Origin of the sequence: Pedobacter sp. MC2016-15 (genome assembly GCF_026239695.1) — a bacterium.
In the GTDB taxonomy this organism is placed as follows: domain Bacteria; phylum Bacteroidota; class Bacteroidia; order Sphingobacteriales; family Sphingobacteriaceae; genus Pedobacter.
Window position 1 is genome coordinate 249,398 of record NZ_JAPIVS010000006.1, and the last position, 16,850, is coordinate 266,247.

The 16,850-nt window shown below is 40.8% G+C and carries 16 protein-coding genes; 13 read left to right on the top strand and 3 right to left on the bottom strand.

Annotated elements, in window-relative coordinates; all coding sequences use genetic code 11:
- Nucleotides 1-37 precede the first annotated feature (37 nt).
- The 3 genes from OQY15_RS18275 (at nucleotide 38) to OQY15_RS18285 (ending at nucleotide 6,008) form a co-directional block, all read left to right on the top strand.
- Nucleotides 38-2,803 (top strand): NACHT domain-containing protein, encoded by a 2,766-nt coding sequence (locus OQY15_RS18275; RefSeq protein ID WP_265793361.1) that lies wholly within the window; start codon nucleotides 38-40, stop codon nucleotides 2,801-2,803.
- Nucleotides 2,804-3,219: 416 nt separating this feature from the next.
- Entirely contained in the window at nucleotides 3,220-3,681 is a 462-nt protein-coding gene (locus tag OQY15_RS18280) for a JAB domain-containing protein (RefSeq protein ID WP_265793362.1), read from the top strand.
- A gap of 1,127 nt (nucleotides 3,682-4,808) precedes the next feature.
- On the top strand, nucleotides 4,809-6,008 hold the full coding sequence (locus OQY15_RS18285) for a cytochrome c3 family protein (protein ID WP_265793363.1): 1,200 nt from the start codon (nucleotides 4,809-4,811) through the stop codon (nucleotides 6,006-6,008).
- On the opposite strand, the gene OQY15_RS18290 is transcribed toward OQY15_RS18285, so the two are convergent.
- Entirely contained in the window at nucleotides 5,997-6,635 is a 639-nt protein-coding gene (locus tag OQY15_RS18290) for a response regulator transcription factor (RefSeq protein ID WP_265793364.1), read from the bottom strand. The two genes, OQY15_RS18285 and OQY15_RS18290, sit on opposite strands and share 12 nt — an antisense overlap.
- Nucleotides 6,616-8,616 (bottom strand): sensor histidine kinase, encoded by a 2,001-nt coding sequence (locus tag OQY15_RS18295; RefSeq protein ID WP_265793365.1) that lies wholly within the window; start codon nucleotides 8,614-8,616, stop codon nucleotides 6,616-6,618. Before OQY15_RS18295 ends, OQY15_RS18290 begins: the two co-directional genes overlap by 20 nt.
- Before the next feature lie 169 nt (nucleotides 8,617-8,785).
- Between OQY15_RS18295 and OQY15_RS18300 the strand changes: the two genes are divergently transcribed.
- Complete coding sequence (locus OQY15_RS18300; RefSeq protein ID WP_265793366.1) at nucleotides 8,786-9,205, top strand: hypothetical protein; 420 nt, start codon at nucleotides 8,786-8,788, stop codon at nucleotides 9,203-9,205.
- A gap of 58 nt (nucleotides 9,206-9,263) precedes the next feature.
- On the opposite strand, the gene OQY15_RS18305 is transcribed toward OQY15_RS18300, so the two are convergent.
- Complete coding sequence (locus OQY15_RS18305; protein ID WP_265793367.1) at nucleotides 9,264-9,602, bottom strand: cupin domain-containing protein; 339 nt, start codon at nucleotides 9,600-9,602, stop codon at nucleotides 9,264-9,266.
- 185 nt (nucleotides 9,603-9,787) lie between these two features.
- Here OQY15_RS18305 and OQY15_RS18310 point away from each other — a divergent pair, with 185 nt between their 5' ends.
- From OQY15_RS18310 to OQY15_RS18350, 9 genes are all read left to right on the top strand, one after another.
- On the top strand, nucleotides 9,788-10,801 hold the full coding sequence (locus OQY15_RS18310) for an MAC/perforin domain-containing protein (RefSeq protein WP_265793368.1): 1,014 nt from the start codon (nucleotides 9,788-9,790) through the stop codon (nucleotides 10,799-10,801).
- 243 nt (nucleotides 10,802-11,044) lie between these two features.
- Nucleotides 11,045-11,632 (top strand): hypothetical protein, encoded by a 588-nt coding sequence (locus OQY15_RS18315; protein WP_265793370.1) that lies wholly within the window; start codon nucleotides 11,045-11,047, stop codon nucleotides 11,630-11,632.
- A complete protein-coding gene (locus OQY15_RS18320) occupies nucleotides 11,632-12,483 on the top strand; it encodes an ABC transporter ATP-binding protein (protein ID WP_265793371.1) in 852 nt (283 codons plus the stop codon). Before OQY15_RS18315 ends, OQY15_RS18320 begins: the two co-directional genes overlap by 1 nt.
- On the top strand, nucleotides 12,483-13,313 hold the full coding sequence (locus OQY15_RS18325) for an ABC transporter permease subunit (RefSeq protein WP_265793374.1): 831 nt from the start codon (nucleotides 12,483-12,485) through the stop codon (nucleotides 13,311-13,313). Before OQY15_RS18320 ends, OQY15_RS18325 begins: the two co-directional genes overlap by 1 nt.
- Nucleotides 13,310-13,960 carry a hypothetical protein gene (locus OQY15_RS18330; RefSeq protein ID WP_265793376.1) on the top strand — a complete coding sequence of 217 codons (651 nt, stop codon included), beginning with the start codon at nucleotides 13,310-13,312 and terminating at the stop codon, nucleotides 13,958-13,960. The genes OQY15_RS18325 and OQY15_RS18330 overlap by 4 nt, the downstream gene beginning before the upstream one ends.
- Before the next feature lie 77 nt (nucleotides 13,961-14,037).
- A complete protein-coding gene (locus OQY15_RS18335; RefSeq protein WP_265793377.1) occupies nucleotides 14,038-14,463 on the top strand; it encodes a hypothetical protein in 426 nt (141 codons plus the stop codon).
- Between the two features lie 84 nt (nucleotides 14,464-14,547).
- Nucleotides 14,548-15,069 (top strand): DUF2911 domain-containing protein, encoded by a 522-nt coding sequence (locus tag OQY15_RS18340; protein WP_265793378.1) that lies wholly within the window; start codon nucleotides 14,548-14,550, stop codon nucleotides 15,067-15,069.
- A 5-nt stretch (nucleotides 15,070-15,074) separates the two neighbouring features.
- A complete protein-coding gene (locus OQY15_RS18345; RefSeq protein WP_265793380.1) occupies nucleotides 15,075-16,226 on the top strand; it encodes a DUF3095 domain-containing protein in 1,152 nt (383 codons plus the stop codon).
- Between the two features lie 80 nt (nucleotides 16,227-16,306).
- On the top strand, nucleotides 16,307-16,804 hold the full coding sequence (locus OQY15_RS18350; RefSeq protein ID WP_265793381.1) for a GNAT family N-acetyltransferase: 498 nt from the start codon (nucleotides 16,307-16,309) through the stop codon (nucleotides 16,802-16,804).
- Nucleotides 16,805-16,850: the final 46 nt, after the last annotated feature.

Genomic DNA, 16,850 nt, shown 5'->3' on the forward strand with positions numbered 1-16,850 from the left:
ATTTCAATAAACTTAATAAATTATTATAATGGATTCAATGAGTTTGGGTATTAGTGTTTCTAGCTGGTTGATAGGAAAGATAGCGGATAAAGGGTTTGATGGCCTTACAAAGAAGATTTCAAACACAGATGATATCGATATAAAATTCCGAATGGCAGTGTCAAAAGTATCTAAAGAGCTTCAAGCTGACTATCCAAGTGTTTTAGGTGGAAGTATAGATTACTTCTTTAATAAGGAAGAAGTTTTCAGTGAATTATTTAAACTACTGTTTAAAACGTCCAAAATAAACTTAGTTAAAATAAATGCAAGTTTTGATACCACAAGTCTTCCTTCAAAATTTATTAAGACCTTCATCAATAAGTTACGGGCTGAATTATTAAAGGATCTAACGTTTGATTCTATTCTATCAAATAATGAAATATTTGTATCGCTACAGGGCCTGGCATCAGATATTGGAATTATAGCCAGTAATTCAGATATCACAGTTGAAAAACTTTCGGATATTGCAAAGTCATTAGCAGAAAAAATCGATAGCAACTTTGATTTCAACGCCTTCAACGATATATATAGTAAGAACGCAATAAATAATCTTTCACAAGTAAGCTTTATTGGATTGGGAATAGATATCTCAATCAAAAAACATCGAAAGAATTTAATGGATATATTCGTTAAGCCCCTATTTCAGATATTGGAAGGGCGAAGCGAATCCGCAACATTAACTACTCTTTATAATAGAAACAATGATGGTGTTGAATACGACGATATTTTCAAAATAAATAAGAAAATTGTTATTTTAGGTAATCCAGGGTCCGGGAAGTCAATGGTTATCAAAAGTATAGTTTGCGACGTGTTGTTGAAAAAAAATGATAGGTTCAAAGGCGACTTAATTAATAAGTTACCATTTAGAATAGAGTTACGAAATTATCTTGCTTTCAAAAAAGAAAATAGAGGCAATTTTATAAAATATCTAGTATCATTATTAGAAACAGAATATTTAATAAACAATGTAACTGAACAGATCATTAATGATATTTTGCTCAATAAAGATTGCCTAATTCTATTTGATGGACTTGATGAGATTTTTGATGTAAACGACAAAATTGCTACTAAAAATGATATAGAAAATTTTCACAATTCATTTCCGCAAATCCATTCAATTACTACATCTCGAATTATAGGGTATGACGAGGCTAGTCTAAATGAGACATTTTCGGTTATTTATATTAGTAATTTTAGTAATGATAAGGTCGAGGAATATGTCAATAAGTGGTATGAGAAAGAAGAAGACGTTCTTGAAATTAGAGAAAGAGAGGTTTTAGGCTTCACTAGCAAAATGCATGAAATTGATCACGAATTAATAAGCAATCCACTTCTGTTATCCTTAATTGTTATTCTTTATCGCAATATTCTAAAGCTACCAGAATCCAAACTTGAGATTTATCAAAGTTGCACTAAAACGTTGGTTGATAAATGGGATGCTTCCAAGGAACTTATCATAAACCTTGACCACAAACTGCTTAAGGAGAAAGATAAATTATTTGCTGACCTAGCCCACTGGCAATACAATGAACTTAGCAGCAATGCAATAACGATCACTTATGTGAGGGCTAGACAAACTATTGCCAAATCAATTTTACGTTTAAACATTGGTTCCGATCAAGATTGTGAAAATATGGCGGATGCCTTTATGGAATATGCTCAAAAAAGATCTTTATATTTTGATAACAATTTTACACATAAAACATTCCTTGAATACTACACTGCTTATTGGATATACTCAAATATTGAGAAAAAACATTTGGTAATAGAAAGAAACAACTTGCTTACAAAATATATTGGAAATCCGTTTTGGTATATCGTGTTAGAATTATTGTTAAATCTTATTGATAAGGATCAGGCCGACAATGACATTATTGACGATATCTTCAAGGAACAAATGCAAAACTCTAAAAATGGGCTGCCATTTTTAATTAGAATGCTCTCTAAACTAAAGAATATAAGCAGCGAAACCGTAAAAGCAGTTCTAATTAACGGAATCAGACGCATCGATAATAATCTCGACTCAACTTCCATACACAATGAGAATGCCATTTTTCGAGCTTTGTCCACGGTATATGATGAAATACCGTCGGCGAGAATTTATATACTAGAGGAATTGAAAAGGTTGGAAAATCTCTATGACACTGATAACCAAGAATTAATTAAGGTTTATTCACTATACGTGGAATTGGAGCACGGAATTCATTCTTATAAAGAATCAGCAAAGTTTCAATTAGGTAACTTGGCCAAATACGATGCCACATGTAAGCTTAATGAGCATCTATTTAGGGTTAGACAAATGCGCGGAGAACATTATCATCTTACCGTCGCCAATACCATTGAAGAGTTTATTGATTTATTTGGAATAAAACAAATATTCATAGGTACTCCTGCAGTCTATGATAGTTATGCATTTAATTCTTATTTTGATAGTTATGTAACTTCCGCAATAGAGGGACATTATGGTAATCTTAATAGAGCTTTTGACCTTTTTGAAAAGTATGGTTTAACAAAACCAAAAATCGCCGAAAAGATTCTCGATAGTGAAATAGGATATTTTATAGAAAGGTCTAAGCTTGACGAAAAGTGGAAGGAATTTACTGTTAACAATGACATAGAGATATGTAAAATAATAATATGCGTGTTATCTAGGTCTACACAATTCGATTTATCTGAAAAATCAGTTAAGCGTCTTAGCCCTGAAAAATTAGAAATCTTAAATGATGTAATACAAAGAAATACACCCAAACATTCACCGTTCTAAAATATAACGTGTATTTTGATAAATGGATCTTCAAACTATTGTATATGCATTATTGTGTTATAATAAATACAGTCAACGATAACGTATTTGTTTTAGACTGAAGTATTAAATATTCTACAACGTTAAGTTTGTTACCTCTAAACCTTTAGATTAATATAAGCAAAGAAATGAAATATTAATTTCACGAATATTAGGACAGTAGTTTAGTAGGGTATAATCACTGTATCGACTGTCCCATTTTAAGATATGATTTATTAATCATTGCACAAAGCTAAGGCTTATCAGCTCAACACGTTTCAAGATATTCCGGCATAAACGCTTACATGGCTTTTGCGCTCAAAGCCATTTATTCCGTTGCTTCTTGACTTAGTTGTGCTGAAAGCTTGGTTGGAGTTACCATAATTAATTAAAATCATATGGTATTACAATCAGAATTATTAGAGGTGGCAGAAGTACAGATAACTTATAAGCCAAAGTTTAAGGTTTCGGAGAGACCACAAGTCAGCAGATCACAACATGCTTACAATATTTTAATACAGCACTGGGATTTGGGTAAGATCGAGTTATTAGAAGAGTTTAAAATCCTGCTGTTGAATCGTAGGAACAGAGTATTAGGACTGGTACACATTTCATCTGGTGGCTTCAGTGGAACTGTCGCTGATCCTAAAGTGATATTTACAGCAGCATTGAAAGCCTGTGCATCCGGAATTATACTCTGTCATAATCATCCCAGTGGTGAACTTGATCCGAGTACTGAAGATCTGGCAATGACAAGAAGACTGAAGGAAGCAGGGAAATTATTAGATCTGCAAATTCTTGATCATTTGATCATATCACAGCATGGATATTATAGCATTGGTGATGATGAGATCTTATAAGTTTGATTAAAATAATTAGCTTGCATTAACTAACAAAATACAAACAAGGTTAGATACAGTGTGAAAAGAGTGTGAGAATAAAAGAAATGTGAATTATAGTGCTTTAAAAGCTATGTGAGGTCATTACACGATGCCTGCCAGGCAAGCGCTCTAGCCAAATGAGCTAATCCCCCGTGGGTGGGCAAAAGTAGTAATTTGTTTGTGGTTTGCAAATAATATTTAAAAGAATCATTGCCTGTATATATGGTTTATGTACTGGTCGTACACTGTTGTATATTAGAATGGGCTTAAAAAGGCCTTGGAAACGCCTTAGAACAGCGCTGAGAGCTCATTAAGAGGTATACAGCCGTTTCAAGGACGTTCCAGGTACGTCTCAACGGTGTTCCAAGGACGTTCCAATAGTGTCTCAGAACCGTTCCAATACAAACCAGTATATGACCAGTATACGAACGATGTATGCAGGATAAGAGACACTGGACGAGCCGCATACAAAGATAAATTAAAAAAATTTCAATGCAACACATCGCTGTCCGGGAAGAGGATTGATATTGCGCAATCAGATCCAGAAAGATCAATTGAATCAGTTTTGAATTTGGAATCCTGATATTCTGATTATAGCCATCAATAATCTCAAAAACCTCCTCAGAGGCCCTTTAAAAGGCCTTTTTCAGGCTTTCGAAAGCCCAAGGGGCTATCCAACCCCTACCCAACGCCTACCAGAGGCCTATAAAACGCCTCTGGAATATACTTAAAGGCCTTTTTTTGAATACACGAACAACAACTTTGTGCAGATTATAAAGGGACTTTGCTCGGAGTGCCACCACAGTATCAGTTCAGTGACTGGTTGATCACTGCGTCGTTTTTAACTAGCTTATTCTAGTACAGTGAGCAACCAGTCAGTGAACCATTACTGTGGACCTGTTCCGAACAAAGTCCCTTTTTAAACCTCCAAAATCAAACGTCTATTGATCAAAAAACATCCTTTTGATAAGAAATCTCCGGCAATGAGCGGAAGAGTGCGGAAACGAACGGAAGTTCAGAGAATCTTAAGCAGAATATATTCTTCCGATAAAATATTTTAGCTACTTTCGGAATGAATTGCCTGATGCCAGCAACCAAATATTTTTATGGGCCAACGACGTTTATTTTTGATACTCCTGATTCTGGGCATGTTTGTATTTGCAATCATACAATGTACACCGCAGGCGGAAAAACCCAAAGACAATCGCGGACCGGCATATGCAGGCAGTGCCACCTGTGCGAATTGCCATAAAGATCTCACCAACTCATATACCCACAACTCCCACTTCAATACCTCCAGAATGCTGACCAAGCCTAATTCTACAGATAGCCTTCATCTGCCGGATGGCGAGTTCGTTTTCAATGCAAACACAAAAGTCGGGGTCAAAAACCTCAAAGACGGCCTGTATCAATCTGCATTGATCAATGGAAAAGATCAAAAAACTGAACATACCGATATGGTTTTCGGGGCGGGAATCAGCGCTTATACCTTCGCCTTCTGGTTTGGCGATAAGCTGATGCAGATGCCACTCAACTATCTCACTAAAGAACATCAGTGGGTGAACAGTCCGGGCTTCCCGACAGACCAGATTTACTTCGGCCGGCCAATTGTTGCGCGCTGTCTGGAGTGCCACAGCTCATCCGTTAAGATCAACCTCGTTAAATCCGGTGATTTCGGTGTAGAAGAAGAGCTCGTAAAGGGATCTCTTATTGCCGGTATCGACTGTGAGCGCTGCCACGGACCTGCCGCTGCACACGTTGAATTTCACGAAGCAAACCCTACAGTGAAAAAAGCAACCCATATGGTAAGTTATAAGTCTCTGGCCCTTACCAGGAAAATTGATATGTGCGGAGTATGCCATTCGGGAACAGGAATAAAAACCCTGACTTCTACATTTACTTTCAAACCCGGAGACACACTGAAGACTCTCCCTCAGTACAATGAGTACCGGGGCGAAGATGCCGATGTACACGGGAAACAAAAGCCATTACTCGAAGCAAGTCTCTGTTATAAAGTCGGCAAGGCCGAATGTATTACCTGCCATGACATTCATGATAACACCAAACAAAGCATACAGATGTACTCCAATAAATGCATTAGCTGCCATACCGATGTAACACACAAAACGTTACCCGAGAAAAACAAAGCGGTACTGGCAAAAAACTGTATCGACTGCCATATGCCGGTGAAAGAATCTCATGCGATAGGTTTCCAGATGAGTGGGAGCAAAGAAAAATTCCCGTATCGCCTGAGGACGCACAGAATAGCAGTTTATGAAAACCTAACTACGAAACTAAGCAAGTAGTCCCAGCTGGTAGGAGATTTTAATCAGTTCTGCCACATTTCTTACTCTGAACTTCTGAAGCAGATTTCTCCTGTGGGTTTCTATCGTCAGCGGACTTACACAAAGCTGATCGGCTATCACCAGCGAAGTTTCCCCGGCAGCAATTAGCTTCAGCACCTCCAGCTCCCGGCGCGTCAGCTTTGGCAGAGGATCACGCTCATAGACAGTAGGCTGGGTGATAATTTCTTCAATAGCCTTACTGAAACTCAGCTGACCATTGAGTACCTGAAGAATACCCGCCAGTAATTCTTCGGAGGAGGCATTTTTTAGCAGGTAACCATTTGCCCCGTTCTGCAGCATCTGCATGATCAGGCTACGTTCGTTGTGGTTTGTCAGCGCAATCACCCGGGTTTGGGGAGCCAGGGCTTTTATTTCCTTGCATATATCCATACCGTTGCAATCGGGCAGGCTGATATCCAGTATCACCACGTCTACTGCATGCTCCCGCAGGTAACTCATAAACTCAAGTCCCCTTGTGAAACTGGCAGTAATAACAAACTGAGAGTGTTCCTGCAGCATGGCTGTGAGCCCCTGTATGATCAGCGGATGATCATCTACGATTACGATTTTAGCTTGTGCTACAGACATCCAGTTCTATATTGATTACCGTTCCTTCATTTATTATTGAATTCAGTTCGAGCTTCCCATTCAGGTACTCTACCCTGTTTTTGATATTGGACATCCCCATCCCAGCGGCAGCAACCTGAGCGTCAAACTCAAAGCCGCGTCCGTCATCTTCGGCAGTGATTAAAAACACATCCCCATTCTGGCTGCACTGCAGCATAATTGATGACGCCGAAGCGTGCCTTACCGCATTCGCCAAAATTTCCTGAATGATCCTGTAGATCATGATCTGTGTTTTCTCCGGCAAATTTTCATCGATGCCGAAAGACTGAAAATCTACCTGGAGCTTGTCGTTTGTAAAAGAGAGACACAAGTCCGCTATCGCTTTCTCCAAACCAAACTTAATCAGCGTTTCGGGCATCATATTTTTTGCAATGCGCCGCAGTTCGTTCAGTGACTGATCCAGCTGCTCAACCACCTTCAGTCCCCCTATTGAGGAAACCGGCCGGTCGGGATACTGCAGCATGGCCGAAAGATGCAGCTTGATGCCTGCCAGCATACCACCCAGACCATCATGGAGGTCGCGCGCCATACGTTTCCGCTCACGCTCCTCTCCTTCTATCAGCGCAGAGCTTACCTGCAATTGTTTTTGCTGTGCGAGTTCCCGCAGCTGCTGCTGCAGATTTACACTTTCCTGCAGCACGAGACGACGACTTTTCTTGTAGTTGAGCATCAGCAATACAGATAGGATTAGTATAAACACAACAGCGGAGGCCAGCAACCAAACCACTAACCTGTTGTAGCCCGCCTCGTATTCTGCTTTGGCCTTTTGTGATTTCAGTACAGTAATCTTATGCAGGTTCTCTTCAGTACGGAAGCGGATCTCCATCTCCCCGATCTCTTTTTTCATGTTGCTGCTGGAAAGGCTGTCACTAAGCTCACTATATTTTTGAAGCCAGTGGTAGGCCAGATCCATCTGTTTTTCCTCAGCATACACCTCAGACATCATTTTATAAATATCGCTGCGTCCTTCGGAGAGCGACTGAAAAGTTTTATCCTGCTGCAAAACTGCGAAAACCTGCTTTGCTTCCTTATATCTTTTCATCTGCCTGAGCGCGACCAGTTTTTCGACCGTCAGCCCCTGGATCATGTAATCCAGCCCGAGCTCCCTCGCCAGCACAAGACCTTTTTCTGCGCTCTGGATCGCCAGCTGATGACTGCCAATTTTATTGTAATACATGCTTTCCGTGGCATAGAAATCAGGGTAAGCAGATGATTTGGGATAAGGTGCCAGCTGTTTTCTGGCCTTATCCAGCATGATCCCGGCTTCCTTATAATTTGAAAGCTGGCATAACGTATAGGTAAGGCCCACATAAACTGACGCAAAGCGGCTGGAATGATGATTAGATTGTTCCAGTCCCCTAATTGCAAGTGTATAATAGGTAAGTGCTTCTTTCAGCTGACCAATATTGGAAAGGATAGTTGCCAGATCTGCATACATAAAGGATAATAGAATGTTGTTTCCTCCCTTTTTCGCAAGGGGTATAGCTTTGCCGATGATCGTGCTGACCATCTCTGCTTTTTTATCGTGGAACTGCAGCATGGATGCATAATTCAGCCAAATCTTAGCCCTCCACATGTACGTGCCCTTGTCCTTAAACCTGCTCAGCTGCCGGTCGGCTTTTTTGTACAGCTCCATGGATTGGCTGGAACCATCTTCAAATAAATAAGCTTCATAGAAAGGAGCGCCGGCTACCAGATAAGGATATGGCTTCGCGAGACGATTGGCTTCCTCGAAATGTAGTTTTGCTTTTTTTGCATCATGGCCTCCAAAGAAGCCTGTCAATAAGTAATTGGCATGAGCGCGACTGCTATCCCCCAGTTGCTTGTTAGCTGCAACACGCTGAAGGCTATCTGCATAACGGCTTTCATTCAGTGGCATCTGAGCCACGACGACAAAGGGTAATATTAACAGGAGCGTTAAAAGGTGACTGAACCTAATCATTCCCCGCAAAATAATAATTAATCAGGATAAACATCGTACTTTTTGAGAAATACCAGAAAACCAGTAGAAATAATACCTAATAAGCCGGTATTGTGAAACAACCCTTAGCGCTATAGTTTTGCCCTGGTTAAATTTAATTCAAAAACCTGCTAATATTTATTAAAACACTATGAAAAATTTAAAACTAAAGACAAACTGGTTAATGATGGTTGCACTTCCTTGCCTGATGATGGTACTATTAATGACCTCATGCGGTAAAGATGATGACAACAACCCTGAAACAGGAAATTCTTATCCAAGGGATGTCAATGTAGAATACAGGGTAACCACAACTTCAGGTCTTAAAAACGGAGATGTCATCTATACCAACGAGACGGGTGGAAATGCCATCGTTGACAATGTGACTCTGCCATACTCTGTGAAGTTCAAAAAGAACGTCAAACAATTTGATAATCTGGCAATTAATTTCTCAGCTATGACTAGTGGTGATGCCAAAGCAGAAATCCTGGTGAATGACAAAGTAGTTGAAACCAAAACTTTCTCAGGAACCTCGATAATTACAGGATCTGCTGTATACATCTTCCAATAAGTATTATAACTGAACCTGTGCAGCGAAGTGTTGCACAGGTTCAAATTAGGAATCGGCCCTACATCTCCACCCTGTCACCGTGTGCTTTCGGCTCAGAAATCACCATAAATTCCAGGTCCGCACTGCCATAATTAGCAATACAATGCTTCTTCCCTTTTTCCACATGAATGCTCTCTCTGGCATTTAGCTGAAAAATAGACCCTTCAATTTCAAAACTTGCAGAACCCGACAGTATATAAAATAGCTGCTGTGACCTGACATGGAAATGCCGCGCTTCAGAAGTACCTGCCGGCATCCGCTCCTGAATCACACTAAGGCTATCGCTCTTCAGCAAATGCCAGCCATCACAATTATTGCCCCACTGATAATGATCTGCATTCTGTATTGATTTTACCATGATCTGATTTTGTATATTTAAATATTGCAAAAATATAATTCGCATTGTGATGATCAGCTAATACGCTTATCATCCTATCCTCTGTAATAATAGCGTGATCATAAAAATATTTGCAGTAAAACGACCTATCATATTGTATATTCAGCAAAATTTAAATAATATTAGTTTAAATACGCTCCAGTGATATGAAAAAAGTTTTATTTGCCCTTACCATTTTTTTAATAGCTACATCCTGTAAAAAATCATCGGACAATTCAATTGAAGAACCTGTACCGGAGTCTATCGCAAAAATGACTTTACTTCCGCCGAAGTTATCTTATGATCCTACGGCAGTACAAGGTGATATCAATTATAATTTATTAGGATATGGCTACGATGTAACAGGAAAAATTGACGATGCCAGTTCTGCAAGAGTCCCGGTAATTGACATGGTAAGCTTCGCAAAGGAAAAACACGTGGAGGGAGGCTTAGCAGCCACATACAGCATGAATAGCTGGGATGGCATTAATGCAGAAGCTTTAGCCCTACAGCTTTCCTGGGGCCTAAAAGCCACCGAAGGAAGAAAGCTTTATGGTCAATCTATAAAATCGTTTTTCCCAGACGAACTGCCTTTTGCAGAAAAATATATTTATGGCTATTACTCAGACATTATAGAATACAAGCAACTCAAGTTTTTCACAGACAAGTCGACTTTAAAATATCTGAGCACCAGCTTTAAATCGGACTTGCAGACGATGACTGCTGAAACACTTGTTAAAAAGTATGGCACGCATGTGCTGACAAACATTTCTTTGGGTGCAAGACTCAACATTGCCTATCAGGGCGAAACTGTTGCCACAGACCGTACACTTGTTCAAAATGCTGGATATGATGTGGCCTTAAATAAGTTCTTCGGAAAATTTAGCGGCAGGATTAACAAAATAGACTCTAATTATTTGCGACAAATTAAAGCTCCTAAAGTTGCATTTGAAGTTGTAGGAGGTGATCCAACTAAGATTAAGATCACTGAAACCGCTAACGGACAAAGGGTCGATATCAAAGACTGGTCTGAAGCGCTCTCAGCAAAAAGTAGCGTTTTTGTGCGCGCGATTGCTCTTGTCCCATTAACAGAGCTAATTGATGATCCAGCCAGGAAAGCGGAGCTTGAACAATATATACCAAGCTATCTGACCGCAAACGAAGTAAAACTCAGCAAGTAAGTGTCATCAAATAAAATCCTCATCAAAAAATATCCCAATTCTTAAATATATTCGTTTTAGCGAGCACAAAGGCATATTCCAAACAACTTAAAGTTGTATTGCACATTTTTGACAAACAGCAACTCAGTAATTTCGTAATATTATCCTTCGTTATCTAATCAGCTGAAATCAAAAAAATTTGCACACAACAGAAAGTATCCGTTTGGCATCAGCTTTTTACACTAAAAATATTATATTTAATTAATGCAACAAGTAAATCGCCTAAGCTCCACCCGGGGAAAAGTAGACTATCATAGACTCCCAAAACAGCCCAGTAAAACAGTTTCTTACTGGAACGTAGGTTATTTGCTGCATTTTTCAATCCTCATCTTCGTCTTTGAATCCTGGTTTTACTGGACAAAATTCAGGGACGCCTATATTGATGAGGCCCTGTTTGCTACAGTCTTCTGGTTTGGAAGTGTTTTATTCGCCTTCACCCATATTTTCCTCGTTGTGATGGACGCCTGGTCGCGCTTCCAGAATTACAAAAGAATAAAAGATAACCTGTACATGCATGGTTTCAGTCCCAAGCTCGCCTATCCTTACACCGGATCAAAATGTCAGCGCACGGCATTTATGGTGGCAGCGAAAGAACTGGGCATGGAAAAAGAAGTTTCCAGTTATTACCACAGGATCGGTATACGCTGGTATCACTTCATTCCAAAATTTATGATCCAGGACCCGCTTTTCCTTTTCAGGAAATCCTTCGTTTCACGTACCTTCCTGGAGAAATACTATAAGCCCCGCTTTAACTTCCGCGAACAGGGCGTAAATTATAAAATAGCTGAATAATGCTTACAGGAACTAATTTAAGCAAGAAATACGCCTCCGGAAAAGCATTAGATAACGTATCCATTCATATCCCAGCGGGACAAATATGTGGATTGCTCGGCAGAAATGGCGCCGGGAAAACTACGCTCTTCAAAATCTTATGCGGACTGGTAAAACCAGATCAGGGCCAGGTGATCATCAACTCCAAAAGGTCAAAACCCGTTGGAGGGATTATTGAAAGACCGGGCTTATACAATTACCTGAATGCCTACGACAACATCAAAATCTTCGCAGGAATACAAGGGGCAGCTACGGATAAACAATCCATTGAGCAGACTTTAACAAAGGTGGGTTTGCCACTGGACCGCAAAGATCCGGTAAGGAACTTTTCCCTCGGAATGAAACAGCGCCTGGGCATTGCCATCGCCCTGATAGGTGACCCTGAATGTCTTGTACTGGACGAGCCCTTTTCGGGTCTCGACCCAATCGGTGTAGCCTCACTAATTCATCTGATCCGCAAACTCGCAGAGGAAGAGCATATTGCGATTCTGCTGTCTTCTCATATGATGGCTGAAATCAGCAAATGCTGCCATTTCCTATACGTGATCGAAAAGGGCGAGATTGTAAATTCCGGCGCTACCAATGAACTGATCGATGCACACATCACGAGCTTCAGCATCACGGCTTCCAACCTCAGCACTGCGGAAACCCTGAAAAAATATGAGGTAGAGATGGGCACCAATGATGCAAGAGTAGTATGCGAAGCCAAAGACATCCCGACGCTCTTAAATGAACTCCTCAGAGAAGGCATACAGGTAACTGCCTGCAGCCCTGTGTTAACATTGGAAGAATTAATCAAAAAGGCCAATTAATGAGATTACTGCTATCAGCTGAACTGCTAAAGCTTGTCAAACAAAGCAAAACATATTACGCACTGGGCTCGATCATGGTGATTGAAACATTGATCCTCATCACTGCCTATTTCCAGGGAAGTACGATCCTCGATCTGCTGCTGGACAACCTTAAACAATCCTTTTACTTTGAAGGGACGCTGTTAAACGGAAACTTGATCATGTATATCGTCCTCAATTCCCTTTGGTTTAATGTACCGCTCATTCTGATGATCGTAACCTCAGGCATTGTTACTGACGAATACAAGGATGGCACCATGCAAACTGTGATGCTGCAGGCAGTAGATAAGTGGAAAGTGGCCACCGCAAAATATATCATCGCCGTGCTGTTTACCCTTCTGGTGATCGGATTTATGATGCTCACGACCTTCATCCTGTCCTATTCCATTTTTGGGAGTGGCGACCTGGTGGTATACATCAATACACTCAATTTCTTTGAAGCTGCAGATGCCTTTCACAGGATCTGCTGGGCATTTGCCTCAGGTGCGTTCACGATGGTTTTCTATTGTGTCGCCAGTATGACCCTCGCAATTTTCATCAAGGAGGCTGCAAAAACATGGATCGCGGCAGCACTATTCCTGATCATCACGACACTGCTGCTAAAAGTAGATTTTGTAGTTCCTGTGATCAACACTTATTTCTTTCCGAAGCTGATCGACACCTGGCAGCAGCTTTTTTACTACCAGCTGGACTGGAACCAAATTTTTATCAACAACGCCTTACTCTTACTGTATACCCTGGCCTTTGCCGCAGCGGGTACATATGTATTTCATAAAAAAGACATCGGATGATTAGATCGTTATTTATATTTCTTGTACTTGCTACACAATATGCCTGCGCCCAACAGATTGACCCTGATCTGCTCCGCATCAAAAAGCGGATGGATTCCGTGCAGCAGTTTTCAGCATCACTGATCCTTGATCTGGATGTTCCTTTCATCCAAATGCCTACAAAAACAGCCAGCATTACCTATGCAAAAGGCAAGAAAATGATGTTTTCATCAAAAGACTTTGTGATGCTGCCAAAAAGGGGACTGGACTTTTCGCTGTCTGAAATCTTTAAATATCCCTTTATCACGGTTGACCGGGGAACCGAAAAACGCAATGGAAGATCACTTAAGGTAATCAATATCATCCCTACTACCCCTCAGTCTGATCTTGCGCTCGCTACTTTATACATGGATACAAAGGCTGTACGCATCGTACAATCGGAAATCAATACCCGCAAAGAAGGTTCTTACACGCTATTGATGAATTATGCTTTATTAAAAGATATTCTTCCTTCCTATGTTGAAGCAACCTTCGCCATAGAGAAACTAAAAATACCGCTTAATTTCATGGGCAAGGGCACTACGATCGACCGCAAGAAGATGCGCAGCATGGAAACTAAAACCGGAAAAATCAAAATGCAGATCAGAAATTATCATATTAAATATTAAGAATTTCCATACCTTTGCGACCTCGAAATACCCTGTTAACAAGCTACTAATCAATCCTTATAAACAGCATACCTTCAATGAATTTCAATTCTACACAAATCATCACCGCAATTGTTGCGATCATTGCCATCCCTTACCTGATTATTGTACTTAGAAGAGCCTCAGGTCAAAATTTTCCTTTCATCAAAGCACTAAATCCTTTTTACACTAAGGAAATGCAGGAAGCAGATGAACTTAAAAAAAGCATCAGCCCTATCCTCGACGAAATCGAAACCCAACGCGTTGCTAAATTCATCAAGCACTGGTCGGACAAATTTGAAAACAACCGTCTTACCGTACAGGATGTTGAGAAGCTGAATGCTACAATAGCGGACGGCGGTGCAGATCAGGTAAATGGTATTCTGGCTATCCATCCTAATGGCAGGAACATGTTCAACAGCATTAATGAGAAGCTGACATCAAAAGCAGCTGCTCAGGTTGAAGAAGGCGCAATACTGGCGTAACTCCTTAATTATTAAAGTAAAATTTGATATTTTTTGGTTTTGGATTACTTTTACACCAACCAAAAATCTCAAAACTGTATGACTATGAAAAAATTAAAAATCGGAATGCTCACCGTAGCATTGCTCGTGGTTTCCTATGGAATCTGGGCAAGGCAAAATCAGCCAAGTCCCGCTGCAACAGCGAAAGGCACAATCAACGGCGCAAACATCACCATTGAATATAGCAGCCCTGCTGTAAAGGGACGTAAAATCTGGGGTGGCCTCGTACCTTATGATGCCATCTGGAGAGCTGGTGCCAACAAAGCAACGACCATCACTACAGACAAAGCGATCAAAGTTGAGGGTAAAGACCTGAAAGCAGGATCGTACAGCATCTACATGATTCCCGGTACAAAAACCTGGAGGGTGATCTTCAACTCCGAAACCGGACAATGGGGAACTACTCACGATGGTGTAACGACTCATGAACCTACAAAGGATGTTTTATCGGTAAATGTTACTCCTGTAAAAAGCAGCAGCACCGAAGAACGCCTCAAATACCTGGTAACACCTAAAGGTATTGAGCTGGTTTGGGAAAACCTTTCAGTTCCTGTTGCTATAAAATAATATCCATGCCAAATCCGAATGCGAAGTTTTATTCCGAACTGAGAGAAAACCAGGTCCCCCTGCAGGAACTGCTTTCCAGGGATAGCCTGTTTCATCGTATTCCGGATAACTGGCATGTGATCATTACAGATATTACAAATTCTACCGCAGCCGTACAGTCAGGTTTACATCAAACAGTAAACCTGATTGCTACCGGCAGCATCGTGACCGTTTTAAATGTCACGTTCAGGGCTAACATCACTATTCCATTTTTCTTTGGTGGTGATGGTGCCACCTTCATTGTTCCGCCCACAGTGATTGACAGTGCCATGAGCGCCCTGCTGAAATTCAAAGAAAATACGCTCAAAAATTTTAACATTGACCTTCGTGCGGGCACTATACCTGTCAGCAGCATCTACCAGGAAGGACATGAGCTGCGTATCAGTAAATTCAAAAGTTCCCAAACCCTGTACATACCAATTGTTCTGGGCACCGGCCTGCAGTATGCTGAAAAAGTGATCAAGGGAGACGATTACCTGTATCCTGAACGTGCGCAACAGCAGTCAGAGCTGGACCTCACCGGGATGTCATGCCGCTGGGATAAGATCGCGCCGCCGGAAAATCATGATGAAGTAGTCACTCTGCTGGCTGTATCAGGTGCGGAAGTAAAACAGGCAGAGGCCTTCCGCAAGGTAATTGCACTTCTGGACCAGATTTACGGCAAGCCTGAAAAAAGACAACCAATCTCCATCAACAAGCTAAAGCTTAAAACAACATTTAACCGCATTGAACTGGAAATGCGTGCCAGCTTCAATGAAGGTAACTTTTTCAAAAAGTTTTATCAATGGTTTACTCAGCTGTTAGGCCACCTCTATTTTAAAACCCGCAGAGGCAAAGATTATCTGAGTCGCCTCGTGAATATGTCTGATACGCTGGTTATAGACGGCAGGATCAATACGGTGATCTCCGGTACAAACTCCCAAAGGCTGCGCCTGCAGGAAAGCCTTGATGAACTGGAGCAGCAGGGCATCATCAAATTTGGCCTGCACGTAAGTACAGATGCAGTGATGTCTTGTTATGTGAGGGACCTCAAGGATGATCACATCCATTTTGTGGACGGGTCTGAGGGCGGTTATACCAATGCTGCAAGCGTGCTTAAAGTAAAATTACGCAGCTAAGAATCCTTTGCTCAAAAATTCGATTTTGCTTTGATTTGAAAACGCTAAACAATAGCTTTGATCAATATATCAACCCGATCATGCTGCAATACAGAGACGCAAAACTGTCTGACCTCAATAAAATAGTTGACATCTATAACTCAACGATCGCCTCCAGAATGGTGACTGCTGATACAGAACCAGTTACTACTGAAAGCAAAATGAAATGGTTTGAGGACCACTCTTCTGACAAACGTCCTTTATGGGTCATTGAAGATGAAAATAACCAGATTATTGGCTGGTTAAGTTTTCAGTCGTTCTACGGCAGGCCAGCTTATAATTCTACGGTAGAAATGAGTGTTTATCTGGATGAACAGCAAAGAGGTAAAGGTTATGGCAAAGCTGTGCTCAGTTACGCCATAGAAAAAGCACCGGAAATCGGTATTAAAACCCTGCTGGGTTTCATCTTTGCGCATAATGAGCCAAGTATCAAACTGTTCAGACATTTCGGATTTGAAGACTGGGCTACGCTGCCTGATATTGCTGTACTGGACGGAGAGGAAAGAAGTCTTAAAATCCTGGGTAAACGGATCGCTTAAGCACAGGATAAACAGCGGATTTTTATGTCCTTGCAATAATGTTGAA

Coding starts and splice junctions, on each gene's coding strand:
- OQY15_RS18320 (WP_265793371.1), top strand. CDS start 11,632: ATGCTTACAGGAACTAATTTAAGCAAGAAATACGCCTCCGGAAAAGCA.
- OQY15_RS18335 (WP_265793377.1), top strand. CDS start 14,038: ATGAATTTCAATTCTACACAAATCATCACCGCAATTGTTGCGATCATT.
- OQY15_RS18325 (WP_265793374.1), top strand. CDS start 12,483: ATGAGATTACTGCTATCAGCTGAACTGCTAAAGCTTGTCAAACAAAGC.
- OQY15_RS18350 (WP_265793381.1), top strand. CDS start 16,307: ATGCTGCAATACAGAGACGCAAAACTGTCTGACCTCAATAAAATAGTT.
- OQY15_RS18305 (WP_265793367.1), bottom strand. CDS start 9,602: ATGGTAAAATCAATACAGAATGCAGATCATTATCAGTGGGGCAATAAT.
- OQY15_RS18290 (WP_265793364.1), bottom strand. CDS start 6,635: ATGTCTGTAGCACAAGCTAAAATCGTAATCGTAGATGATCATCCGCTG.
- OQY15_RS18275 (WP_265793361.1), top strand. CDS start 38: ATGAGTTTGGGTATTAGTGTTTCTAGCTGGTTGATAGGAAAGATAGCG.
- OQY15_RS18280 (WP_265793362.1), top strand. CDS start 3,220: ATGGTATTACAATCAGAATTATTAGAGGTGGCAGAAGTACAGATAACT.
- OQY15_RS18300 (WP_265793366.1), top strand. CDS start 8,786: ATGAAAAATTTAAAACTAAAGACAAACTGGTTAATGATGGTTGCACTT.
- OQY15_RS18315 (WP_265793370.1), top strand. CDS start 11,045: ATGCAACAAGTAAATCGCCTAAGCTCCACCCGGGGAAAAGTAGACTAT.
- OQY15_RS18330 (WP_265793376.1), top strand. CDS start 13,310: ATGATTAGATCGTTATTTATATTTCTTGTACTTGCTACACAATATGCC.
- OQY15_RS18340 (WP_265793378.1), top strand. CDS start 14,548: ATGAAAAAATTAAAAATCGGAATGCTCACCGTAGCATTGCTCGTGGTT.
- OQY15_RS18345 (WP_265793380.1), top strand. CDS start 15,075: ATGCCAAATCCGAATGCGAAGTTTTATTCCGAACTGAGAGAAAACCAG.
- OQY15_RS18285 (WP_265793363.1), top strand. CDS start 4,809: ATGGGCCAACGACGTTTATTTTTGATACTCCTGATTCTGGGCATGTTT.
- OQY15_RS18310 (WP_265793368.1), top strand. CDS start 9,788: ATGAAAAAAGTTTTATTTGCCCTTACCATTTTTTTAATAGCTACATCC.
- OQY15_RS18295 (WP_265793365.1), bottom strand. CDS start 8,616: ATGATTAGGTTCAGTCACCTTTTAACGCTCCTGTTAATATTACCCTTT.